Source organism: Variovorax sp. YR216 (genome assembly GCF_900107745.1).
GTDB lineage: Bacteria > Pseudomonadota > Gammaproteobacteria > Burkholderiales > Burkholderiaceae_C > Variovorax.
In genome coordinates this window covers 1-11369 of the sequence record NZ_FNRO01000035.1, presented here as the reverse complement: position 1 = coordinate 11369, position 11369 = coordinate 1, and the positions used below count along the sequence as shown (strand labels likewise).

Here is an 11369-nt window from a genome sequence, read left to right as displayed (position 1 = left end):
GTGGATGGAGACGCCACTTTGGCACTGGTCGGTTCCGGACGTACATCTATCCTTGCCCATCCCGCCCCGAAGGGCGGCGGGTGTCCATCCCATCTATCAGAATCAGGATTAGACGTCGCAGCCCTGGCGAGCCGCTGCATTTCGGTTTCGCAACTCGTCATCGATCCTTTCGCCGGTTCGGGCAACACGCTCTATTGGCTGCTGCGCACGCTACCGGATGCACGCACGGTCGCCTTCGAGAATGACCCCCTGGTCTATGAACTCAGTTCGAGGAACCTCGCGCTACTCGACCTGCCATTGCGCCTCGAATGCACCGACTTCTCGGCCGGCCTCGAGCACGTGCGCGCAGCGCCAGACGAACTGGTCCTGGCCTTCGTTGCCCCACCATGGGGACACGCCTTGGACTCCCGGGTGGGCTTGGACCTTGCGCGCACCGAGCCGCCCATCGTGGATATCGTGGAGAGTTTCGTCAGCGACTTCGAAGGAAATCAGATGCTCTTCGCGATCCAGGTCCATGAGCGGATGGAGCCGAAGTCGCTGGCCGGCCTCGTGTCACGCTTCGATGCCTACGAACTGATGGTCTACGGGTTGCATCATGCGGGACAGAACGATGGCATCCTGATGGGCTCTCTGGGTTGGACGCCTCGAGCTCGGCGCACTCCAGCTTCGCGGCTCAGCCACCTCATGTGCGCTCGGCTCGCTTGGAAGACGGGTAGCCCCTTGGGTCCTTGAGGGCCCGCAGCAGCAGCCATTGCAGACCGATCGGAATGAGGAGAGGGGCCAGCACAAGCAGTCGATGAAGCAGGCCGGCGATCATGACGCGGCGCGCCCCGATCCACGGCGGCGCAAGTGCTCGGGCCAAGTCACGAGGAAGCCCAGTTCAGCCGACGGCACCGCCTGCATCAGGGCTTGCAGCACCGCCACGTAACTTGAAGGCGACAACCCAATCATTAGGTGCACGCGTGGCGCGATGCTTTCGGCCGTGGCGCTGTGCTCGCGTACCATGATCTGGCAGCGCACGACCCCGACGCCGGCACAGCCCGCGATGGCCTGGCGCACCTTCCACGCGTCGGCGCAGCGCACGGTGACATGCAGGACTTGCAAGTGCACGTCGGCCGGCACGGGCAAGCGACGCCCGAACGTCGGCATCTGACGGTCGTAATGGTCGGTACAAGCCATCGATGAACACCTTTCTCCGGCAAGAAGATGCGCGCGGTTTGCAGTGATGCGCGTAAGAGTGGTTCGAAGAATCGAAGGTTCGTCGTGAACTCGGCATGCGGATTCGAGCGGATCTGCATAAGCCTGGTGCGCACTCACGCGGTCTTTGCGGCGTTTTGACAACCGAGGCGCGCTCCTCTGCCCTCTTGCCTCAACGCAGTCACTCACGCGCGCGGTCAGTCCCGATCGTCATCGTCACGATCTCGCCGGTGCCAATGCCTCGGTCGATAGTAGACAGGTGCGGGAGGCCCGTAGTAGGCGGCCCCGTAGTAGACGGGCGCGGGACGGTAGTACACAGGCGGCGCGCGGTAGTAGTCGGGTGGTGCCGGCCTGTAGTAGACCGGCGGCGGGGCGTATACCGGAGCAGGTTCCACATACACCGGTGCGGGCTCAGTAACGACAACCCCTGGAACGCCGACATTGACGGACCAATTCACTTCGGCGCTGGCTGTGGTCGCGATCAACGTGGCGCAGGTCGCGACCACACCGGCCGGGGCGAGTTTCAGAAGGGAAAGAATTCTCATGACGCGGGCTCCAAGAGGGCAATCGATCCTCTTCTCGATCAACGCATCAGTGGTCCGGGCGGCGGACAAGCGAGGCGTAACCTCGTGCAAGGCATTCGTGACTGCACCGCGCGCTATCTCCTCTGCCCCCTTCCCTCGACGATCCATTTCCATGCATGGGACAGGCAGGCCACAGGCCACGCAAGGCCCGCCCACCAGTGGACGGCTGTCAGGGCTTCGCGCCAGTCCGCGGGGCCATAGAGCAATGCCAGCCCTGTCAGGGCCCCCACGCCACCGACGACCGCGGTCACGATGCCGAGCGCCCAGATCCAGTTACCGTTGCGCCGCGACCAGACCAGCACGGCATGCGGCCAGATCCAGCGCCCCACGACGACGCAAAAGATCCAAGCGAACAGGCCGTGCACGACCGTGGCGGCACGGTGTAACTGCACGGACGCGAGTTCGTCGGTATCAACCACTGGCTCATGACCGTGCATGACTACGCCAGTCGCGAGCAATGCAAGAACCAGGACTGTCAACCAGACTGCTCCCCTGCCGCTCCAGCCGCCGTGATCGCGTCGACGTCGGTTCAGCTTCGCCACAGCCTTGCCTTGTGCAAACGAAGCGCCCGGCGCAAACGCGACGAGTCCTCGGCGCTCTGAAGGCCCCACTTCGTCAGGGCATCGGCCGTGACGCAGTCGCGTGCCATCACGGTGCAGTTCGACCATCGTGCTGCCGCGCGTACGCGCGGCAGCGTTCGCACGAACTCCGCCGTCGGTCCTTCTGCCTCCGAGCTCGCGATGGCCGAGTCGCGCGCGCGGCGAAAAGCGTGAGGCGCAAAGCCGCGAAACCCGGCGCGCCCGCGCACTTCGACCGGCCACGCATGAACACCCAGCGCGCGCATGTCCCCGCCCGCGTTGACCAATGCGGACTCGACGCCGAGTCGCCGCAGCGTGTCGATCGCGAGGTCCACCGCATAGCCTTTGGCGATGCCGCCGAAATCGAGCCTCACCGGCCGATCGAGACGAACTTCGCTCGCGGACAGGATCCGGATGTCGCGCAGCGTGCCCTTGCGCTCGGCTTCATCGCGCGCCGCGGGCCGGCCGTTGACACCGGCCAGTCGCGCAGCCGCCATGCACGGATCGAACGCGCCGCGGCTCAATACGTGCCAGTACCGCGCAAGCCGGATCACTGCGATCGTATGCGGATCGAGTGTCAGCGTAGAGCCCGGACTTGCACTTGCCATGCGCCCGAGATCGGAGTCGGGCCGGTGCGCGCTCATCGCGCGCTCGATGGCGAGGATGTGCGCGAAGGCTGCATCGGCGGCATCGAACAGACGGGCACGGCATCCGGCGAGGTCGCTGCTTCCCGAATCCGCCAGATGCATCATCACCACGGTCCCGAGCATCGGCTTGGCGCGTCGCAGGTGCGTTGTCATGCAGTACTCGCTCAGGTTCGGGCAGGCTTCTGGGCGAGCTGCTGCACGAGCACGCTCAAGCGCTGGACCGCTTCCGTGACATGCTGGCAGGAAAGCGTCGCGCCGGAAATGCTGCGGATGTCGTCATTGAAGCGAAGCTGATCCGGCCCCTTGCGGCCGACGAACTGCCGGCGCCAGGCAGGCGTTCGAATCTCGGCGCCGTGCGACTCGCGGTAGGCCAGGATCTCGAGACCGGACACGCTGCCATCCGCCTCGAAGCCCGCGGCGAAATCGATGAGCTCGTACTTGCCGATGGCCCGGTCGCTCAGCACCCAGCCGACCCGTTTGTCTTCGGTGAACCCCGTCCAGGCCATCGGCGCGTAGCCGCGTGGCGGCTGCGTATGCGTGACCATCGCAAGATCCGCGATTCGCGGCGCGCCGAGGTCGAGCGCCACAAGCTGGAAGGACGTGGCGCGGGGCAGCAGGATCTTCTTTGCCTCGTCGATGTCCATGAAGGTCGCAGCAAATGCGCGCGTCTGCCAGAGCGCGGCGGCGGCCACGCCCGAGCCTGCCATTCGACGAAGTGTTTCGCGGCGGGAAATCATGCGGGATCAGAAGGTCAGGCCGAGGCCCAGGTTGAAGCGGTCCAGCGAACTGTCGCTCAGGAAGCGCTGATAGTCTGCCTTGAAGACGACCTGCGGGGTCACGAAGAAGCTGGCGCCAAGCGTCCACACCCGTGTGTCGGGCTGGATCGCGGGGGCGAGGCCCGGTGCGAGTCCGGCGTACGAATTGGCCGTGTTGTAGCGCTCGTAGCGCGCGAACGGCGTGATCGCGTATTCGCCCTGCGACCACAGACGATAGGCGGATTGCACGTACCAGCCGCCGAACCTGTTGGGCACGGGCGTGGGCTGGCCTGCGAAGGTCGCGTTGAGTGCTTCGACGTTTGAGAACTTGCCAGTCGCAGCCAGGGCCGCGAGATCCCACCTGCCAGGCTGCCAGCGCACATGGGCTTCACCCAGCGTGACCTTGGCATCCGGCGCCGCGAATCCGGGCTGCTTCTGCCCGACGCCGCCGTCGAAGACGCTCGCGCCGACGTTGAAGCCCGGAATGCCGTTGTAGTTCAACGCGCCGTACAAGCCGATGTTGCGTGCCTTCGCTAGTTGCCCCTCCTGATGGATGGAGGCGAGCGGCGAGTCGCGACCTTCGTTGCTGGTCGGGTCCCACTTCGTGAGGTCGAAGCTCGTGGTCGCGCCGGCGTCCCAGCGCAGGCCGAAGTCGGTCGTTCCGCGGAAGCCGGCGCCGAGTTCGCGCCAGGTGGTCGGGATGATCGCGGTCTCGATGAAGTTGCGGAAGACGCCGTAGTAGCGCGTCGGCTCGTGCGTCTCGTTGAGGTAGCCCACGGGCAGCAGGAAGAGGCCGGCCTTGGCACTGATCGAATTGGTGAGGTCGCGTTCGACGTAGAACTGTTCGAGCGCGACCTCGCCCCGGTCGGACGAGGAGGCGACCGCGTTCTCGATCTCGAGTTCGGCGGCGAAGCGTGTGCGTTCGTTGAACTGGTAGGCCCATCCCAGCACGCCGCGCGTGAGGGTCGCGCTGGCTGCCGAGGCGTCGTTGCGCGGCCGGCTGTACGCCATCTCTCCGTAGCCGAACAGGCTCACGCGTTGCGTACTGTCGCCGGCAAGCGGCTCGCCGGTCGACGTGAGCTGCGGCGTGCTCGCGACCATCGGCGCGGGCGCTTGGGCCGCCGCGGGCGCCGGTGCGCTGGGCGCTACCGGCGCGACCGGCGTGCTCGCTGGCGTTGCTGCCACGGCGGCGGGAGCCGGCTGCACCACCGCCGCCTGCTTCATCTTCTGCAGCTCGCCGCGCAGTTCCAGCAGTTCGGATCGAAGCTGCTTGACCTCGGCGGCCAGCTCTTTGTTCGTCTGCGCGTGGGCGCCTCCCTGAAAGCCCATCGCGATCGCCGCGGCAATCGCACTCAGGCGAAGTCTCGTATCCATCAATCAATCTCCTCCAGAATTTGCGGTGTCGAACGCCGTCACGGTGCGTAGCCGTCGGTCAGCGTCTTCAGGAAGGCCACGAGGTCCTGGATCTCGGATTCGTCCAGGTAGGGCTGCTCGCCGGCTTTCTTGTTGTAGGGGACCTCCGTCACGTTGACGTTGCCGCGCCGTTCGGGAGGTAGGTCGTTGTAGGCATCCGGCTGGCCGGTGCCCGGGTCCACCGGAAACCATTCCTCCGGATTGGTGTCGCGCCGAACGTAGAAGCGCACGACCTGCTCGAGTGAGTCGAACTGCCCGTTGTGGAAGAAGTGGTGGCGCAGCGCCACGTTGCGCAGGCTCGGCACCTTGAAGGCGCCGCACAGGTCGGTGCGGTTGGCGAGGTCCGTGCGCGCCGGACCGCACAGGCCCATGTCGAAGTACGCCGGATCGGCGTTCGCGGGAATGGCCATGTTGCGCGGCAGGCCGAGGCTGTCGAAAGTGAAATCGGTGAACAGCGCACCGGGAGCGTTCGACGGTTTGATGCTGGCATGGCAGGCCGCGCAGTTGCCCTTGTCGGGGCGGTTGAACAGCGCGAGGCCGCGGGACTCCTGGTCATTGAAGGCGGCCTTGCCCGCGGTGAAGTAGTCGAACTTGCTGGTGAACGGCGCGAACTCGTCGCTCTCGCGCTGGTAGCGCTCCAGTGAGAACACGACGCGGTCGAAGGCTGTGTCCGGGTCCGCGAAGATGTTGGCACCGAACAGTGCCTTGAAATCGGCCGCGTAGGCTGCGGCGGCGACCTTGGCGACCACCGTTGCCACGTCGGCATTGGCCATCTCGTTGGCGCTCAGGAAGGGCCTGCGAGCTTGATCGGCCAGTGTGGCGGCGCGGCCGTCCCAGTCGAATCCGCCGGTGGGCGTTCCGTCCGAGGCAAGGAAGAACGGGGTGTTGAAGCGCAGATAACGCAGCGACGGCGGTGAGCGCGTGCCGGCCTGGTCGAGGTTGGGGCCACCGAAGGCCACCGGCGTCGAGAACGGCGAAGCGTGCCCGGTCGCGGGGTCATGGCAAGTCGCACAGGCCATCTGCCCCGAGGCGGACAGCGAGCGGTCCGAGAAGATCTTCTCTCCGATGCTGGCGGCGGTCACAGTGGTGCCGGGCACGGCCTGTGTGGTCGAAGTCGCAGCGATGACGAGCGGTGAGCCGCCGGAGCCACCTCCTCCACCGCCGCATCCAGCAAGAAACACGGCGCCCGTCGCCATGAAAGCGGCGGCTGCAAGCCGCCGACTCGCACCCGGCGCAGTGCGAACGGAACACGAGGACATGAGCCCCCTCCAGCGAATGTAGTTGTCGATTTTCTGTGAACGCCAATCGTAACGAGTGTGGTTCGCATTTAGATTCAGGCTTCGTTCAGCTTTGCGACACCGATCACCGAGCGCTTCATGGGCACCTCGTTCGAGCGCAGGTTGACTCGACACAGGCGCGCACAAGGGCGTTTTCACACAGTCACTTTGGCACGGTGTCACCAGCGAGCGCGTGGTGATTGGGCGCTCCTGAAGGCCGATGCAACCGTCGCCCTCCCTCAGCGCTGGCCGCCCTACTCGACTGTCCGGGTGGCCATCTTCACCAAGTCAGGCGGGACAGCAATGCCAATCTCCCGGGCGGTCTTCAAGTTGACCACCAGGTCCCGGGTGGTCACAACCTCCACCGACAGGTCGCCAGGCTTCGCACCCTTGAGGATTCGATCCACGTACACGGGAACACGTGGCCAGGTGTCGTCGACCTTGGTGCCATAGCTCAGGACGCCACCGGCGTCGGCTGAGCCGGCCGAGAACAGGGTCGGGAGGCGCCGGGAAGCCGCCAACTCCGCAATGCGCTTGCGATGCACCATGCCCACGGGCACCTCCAGGATGAGAAGGCCTTGCGCGCTTGCGGCCTCCATGGCGTCAAAGCTTGCCTCCAGATCGGGATCGGGCAGGCGCACTTTGAGCACCCGGGTCTCGATGCCCATCGCCTTGGCTGCGTTCGCATTGCCGCGCTCGATGGGAGCCAGGCCACTCGCGTCTGCGCCGGGAATGTCAGCATCACTGAGGATGGCCAGTCTCCGCAACCCCGGAATCAGCATCCGCATCAACTCCATCTGTTGTCCGGCTTGTTGCGGGTCATTGCTGGTGATCCCGGTCGCATTGCCACCCGGTCGTTCCAGGGAGTCGACGAAGCCAACTGCGACCGGGTCCGCCACGATGGCAAACACGATGGGGATTTGCTTGGTCGCCCGAATGGCCGCGCTCGTCGACGGCCCACCAAAGGTGACGATGACATCAACTTTCCGTGCCGCGAGTTCTTGCGCAAGTGCCGGCAAGCGATCGAGCTTCCCTTCCGCGAATCGGCTCTCATAAGCAATGTCGGCGCCTTCACGGTAACCGAGCTGCTCAAACCCACGGCGCACTGCCGTCATCGCAGGCGTGACGCCCGGACCGCCATTGATCAGCATTCCAAGTCTTGGCACGTGGGTCGATTGCGACAGCGACCGGGGACTGACCCAGGCAATCCCTAGCGAAATGACGACCCTGCGAGCAAAGCGCCTCCGGTCCATGACCTACTCCTGGCTGGCCCCATGGCGGCATTGGCTACCCAAGGGCCGCTGCGGGCATCGCCAAGGTGGGGGTTGAACCGGCAAACCTTTCGTCGGTCGCGGCTCAGGCGAGCGACGACGCATGGACCATCATCGCGCGTCCTGAATCAAGCGATCGATCTTCTCCATCCACTGCGGGTTGCACCGCCACAGCGGCTGCAATGCGTCCGCCGAGGTGGCCGGCGATCGCGACCACTGCTGCAGCCAGGAGGACGCCGTAGTGCTGTGTCCCAACGCGGAATTGGCCGCGGTGCTGGTGCCGCATGCTCAGGCTCCGGCTCGAACGGGGCGATCGCTGCAGGGAGCCACGCAGGAACGTGCGACCTGGACTTGTAATAATTCGTTAACAATCCAGGAATCTGATCCGCTTCCGAAGGCCACCATGTCGCTCTCCCGCCGTACCTTTACCCTGCTCCTTTCCCTCGGCTGCCTGCCCACGCTGGCGGCTGCCCAGTCCGTTTCCATCACCGGTACCGGTGCCACCTTCCCGGCCGAGGTCTATGCGCAATGGGCGCGACAGTATTCGCAGGACACGGGTGTCAAGCTCAGCTACGTGCCAAGTGGCTCCTCGGCCGGCATCAAGCAAATCGTGGCGCGTGCGGTGGACTTCGGCGCCACCGATGTGCCGCTGAGCCAGGCGGAACTGGACAAGAACCAGCTCTTCCAGTTCCCAACCCTGGTCGGCGGCGTTGTGGCCGTGGTGAACCTGCCCGGCGTCGCGTCCGGCGCGCTGCGCCTGAGTTCCGAGGTGCTGGCCGCGATCTTCGCCGGCGACATCCAGCGCTGGAACGACAAGGCCGTTGCCGCGCTCAACCCCTCGCTGACCTTGCCCGACGCGCGCATCGTTCGCGTCGTGCGGGCCGACGGCTCGGGCACCACCGAGATCTTCGTGAGCTACCTGAAGCAGACGGCTGCCGGTGCCTCATCGGCGATCGAACCGCAAGGCACCAAGGCCAAGTGGCCGGGCAGCGTGACTGCGGTCGAAGGCTCCGGCAAGCTGGCCCAGGAAGTGAAGGCCACACCCGGGGCCATTGGCTACATCTCGTCGGACTACGTGCAGCGCGACCACCTGACGGCCGTGAGCCTGCGCAACAAGCGCGGCGAATGGGTGCAGCCCAGCATCGAGGCCTTCAGTGCCGCAAGCCGTGCCGGCGGCCTGTTCAAGAACGGCCTCGAGGCCACGCCCTTGCTGGACCTGGATGGCGTAGGCGTATGGCCCATCGTCACCGCCACCTACATCCTGGTGCCGCGCTCGCCCGCCTCGCCGGAACGCGCCGGCCGCACGCTCAACTTCTTCTATCGCTCGTTCCTGCTGGGCGACAAGGCGGTGGCGGGCACCGGCTTCGCGCCGCTGCCGCTGATGACGCAGGCGCGCATCGTGGGTCTCCTGACCAGCTTCAAGGCGCAGGACGGAAGACCCGTGCCGGTGTTGGGCGAATCGCAGAAGGCGGCGCCGGTCGCCGCACGAAGCGGCGCAACCGGCAAGCACGTTTGACCCTCGCTCCTTGATGAGGGGGCCTTGGCGCCGAAGGCATGGGCGCTGTTCCATTCGTAGATGGCGCGCACCCGACTCTCCAGTTCAAGCCCTGAGCTTGCCGTCGTGGAGACTTCGATGAACAGCTGGATGTCGCGCCATTCGGCCCAGCGAGATTCATTGGTGCGTCGTACACAGGGCCCCGTGCTTCGCGCGAAGCCCATACGGACGACTGTCGTCGATCTCGAGGTGCTGCGGCAGCTCGACGTCGCAACCTTGGGTGTTTCGCGAGAGAAGCATCACCGCCACCTGTTGGACGATCCCAGGATGGAGGGCGTTTTCCTCGAGGATGGAGGAGAGCGCGTCGGCTACGCGTACATTGCCGCCACGGGCCACATCGGTCCCATGGCGGTCATGCACGCGCATGCGATGCCCAGTGCATTCAGGACGATTCTGGCGATGGCCGTCGCGGGTGACGCCCAGCAGATCTCCGTGTTCGTTCCCGGGATAAGCGATGCCCTCTCGATCGCGGCAGGGCAAGGCATGCGATTCGCACTTCCCATGGTGCTGATGTCTACGCGCGATTGGGGTGACTGGACGCGCTATCTCCCTCGCAACCCCGGCTTCATGTGAGCCGCTTCGGGGGCGGGGATCCCGCGACCGAAGGGCGGCTCGTAGCGCTGCCCATCCCTGGGCTCGTCTACTTGTCGACGAGTTGGTCGAGGGTCGAGCGATCGCCGCCCCGAAAGCCGCGAAGTGCATCACGCACCCTTGATCGAAGCCTACTGCCGAATGCGAGGGCACCAGGTCGCGCTTGCCCCTCGCCGCTTCCCTTGTCGGCGTAGAAGGCAGGCAACTTGTGCGAGCAGCATTTGCAGTAGCGTGCTGAATCCATGTTGATGGTGTTGCACGTATCGCAAATCTCCGCGAATGGCGTGCCCACATGCAGCCTCGCCAAATCGACAAAACTGCCGAAAGCAACCGCTCTCCGCGAACCCACGCGCTGCCGAAGGTTGGCGTCGCCGGTCATTGGCTTTCCCCGAGGCCCGGAATCGCCGCGCGACGCATCACCGCCGGCAGGCCTAAGCAAGGTAATCGACGGGCCCTGGCTAACACCCGTCTCAACCGGCGTTCAGCGACAGCCAATTTTGCAAATCGCTGCAGTTCCAGGTCCATCGGCCCCGGTCCGGAGCCTGCAATGTCATCCCGGAAAGAAGCGACGATGCGCTTGTGCATCGCCTCCCTGGCCTGCATGGCAGCCAGCCAAGCCTTGCGCGCCCTCCTCGCGGCTGGAGGCAGCGACCTTATGAGTATTCGGCGTTTGACAGGTCCTGACATCTCGCTCCTCCCCAGAAACGCGACATGTGAAAACTTCACATTTCATTGTCTCTTGCATGAGCTCCGGTCAAATGTAAGACGGAAGTTCCCACGGTAACCGCGCGTTAATCGCCGCCGCAGTCAGAAGCAAATGCGTTCCCTTTCGGGATCGAGCTGGGGCCGTACTTGCATCAGCACCGGCCGATTGGCCTCATTGGAAGGTGACGCGATCGGCGATGAGCACGCCGTTGGCGACGCGACTGCCTTCGACCATCACCCGCACCTGCGCACCGAGGTTCGCGGCGCTGCCGTTGACGAAGCTCACCCCCTGCCCGCTGGCGTCGATCGGCTGTCCCTTGATGCGGAAATCGGCGATCGAGTTGAAGGTCGAGATCTGCCCGGTCAGGCTGAACGAGGGCTGCCCGCCGGTGCCCGGCGCGAGCCGGATCTTGAGTGTGTTTGCCTTCAGCACCCCGTTCGAGAGCACGCCGCCGACGATCACCCTGACGCCGTTGCCCACCGACTGGTCCGGCCCGCCGGACACCTTCGCCGCCGACGCATCGACGGGCATGCCAAGCACACGCAGCGAACCGAGCCCGGCGAAGTCGGTCACCACGCCGGCCAGCTGCAAGGCCGTGCCATTGGCGGTCGGCGCCGGGTACCACCATTGCACCGCGGTCGCCACCATCGGGCCCGCGCCGACCGCGCTCGCCCGCACGCGCACCAGTACGCCGTTGGTGAACACCCCGCCGTTTCCGCCGGTCACGGGCGCCTGCCCGTAGTCGATCACGTAGCCGCCAATGCTGAAGCGCCGCGCCACGATGTCGAGGTTCTG

General features: G+C 65.4%; 13 protein-coding genes. 3 read left to right on the top strand and 10 right to left on the bottom strand.

Annotated elements, in window-relative coordinates; genetic code table 11:
- A partial coding sequence (locus tag BLW05_RS35810) for a hypothetical protein (RefSeq protein ID WP_218135278.1) occupies positions 1-732 on the top strand: 732 nt, incomplete at its 5' end.
- 81 nt (positions 733-813) lie between these two features.
- Here the strand turns inward: BLW05_RS35810 and BLW05_RS35805 are convergent.
- The 8 genes from BLW05_RS35805 to BLW05_RS35080 all read right to left on the bottom strand — a co-directional run bounded on the left by BLW05_RS35805 (position 814) and on the right by BLW05_RS35080 (position 7602).
- A complete protein-coding gene (locus BLW05_RS35805; RefSeq protein WP_143045032.1) occupies positions 814-1341 on the bottom strand; it encodes a hypothetical protein in 528 nt (175 codons plus the stop codon).
- Positions 1342-1394: 53 nt separating this feature from the next.
- Positions 1395-1742 carry a hypothetical protein gene (locus BLW05_RS36735; protein ID WP_256330654.1) on the bottom strand — a complete coding sequence of 116 codons (348 nt, stop codon included), beginning with the start codon at positions 1740-1742 and terminating at the stop codon, positions 1395-1397.
- Between the two features lie 113 nt (positions 1743-1855).
- Positions 1856-2260, bottom strand: coding sequence for a hypothetical protein (locus tag BLW05_RS35105; protein WP_143045031.1), 405 nt, complete (start codon positions 2258-2260; stop codon positions 1856-1858).
- 50 nt (positions 2261-2310) lie between these two features.
- A complete protein-coding gene (locus tag BLW05_RS35100; RefSeq protein WP_093169545.1) occupies positions 2311-3159 on the bottom strand; it encodes an FAD:protein FMN transferase in 849 nt (282 codons plus the stop codon).
- 11 nt (positions 3160-3170) lie between these two features.
- On the bottom strand, positions 3171-3743 hold the full coding sequence (locus BLW05_RS35095; RefSeq protein WP_093169543.1) for an FMN-binding protein: 573 nt from the start codon (positions 3741-3743) through the stop codon (positions 3171-3173).
- A 6-nt stretch (positions 3744-3749) separates the two neighbouring features.
- A complete protein-coding gene (locus BLW05_RS35090) occupies positions 3750-5135 on the bottom strand; it encodes an OprO/OprP family phosphate-selective porin (protein ID WP_256330653.1) in 1386 nt (461 codons plus the stop codon).
- A 38-nt stretch (positions 5136-5173) separates the two neighbouring features.
- On the bottom strand, positions 5174-6271 hold the full coding sequence (locus BLW05_RS35085) for a cytochrome-c peroxidase (protein WP_256330652.1): 1098 nt from the start codon (positions 6269-6271) through the stop codon (positions 5174-5176).
- A 434-nt stretch (positions 6272-6705) separates the two neighbouring features.
- Positions 6706-7602, bottom strand: a complete 897-nt coding sequence (locus BLW05_RS35080) for an ABC transporter substrate-binding protein (protein ID WP_177142964.1) — start codon at positions 7600-7602, stop codon at positions 6706-6708.
- Positions 7603-8125: 523 nt separating this feature from the next.
- On the opposite strand from BLW05_RS35080, the gene pstS reads away from it, so the two are divergent.
- Both pstS and BLW05_RS35070 read left to right on the top strand, forming a co-directional pair.
- On the top strand, positions 8126-9238 hold the full coding sequence (gene pstS / locus BLW05_RS35075) for a phosphate ABC transporter substrate-binding protein PstS (RefSeq protein WP_093169535.1): 1113 nt from the start codon (positions 8126-8128) through the stop codon (positions 9236-9238).
- 117 nt (positions 9239-9355) lie between these two features.
- Complete coding sequence (locus BLW05_RS35070) at positions 9356-9850, top strand: hypothetical protein (protein ID WP_256330651.1); 495 nt, start codon at positions 9356-9358, stop codon at positions 9848-9850.
- Between the two features lie 67 nt (positions 9851-9917).
- On the opposite strand, the gene BLW05_RS35065 is transcribed toward BLW05_RS35070, so the two are convergent.
- Entirely contained in the window at positions 9918-10247 is a 330-nt protein-coding gene (locus BLW05_RS35065) for a hypothetical protein (protein WP_093169532.1), read from the bottom strand.
- A gap of 498 nt (positions 10248-10745) precedes the next feature.
- Positions 10746-11369, bottom strand: a 624-nt coding sequence (locus BLW05_RS36260) for a DUF5666 domain-containing protein (protein WP_256330650.1), incomplete at its 5' end; no start/stop codon positions are given.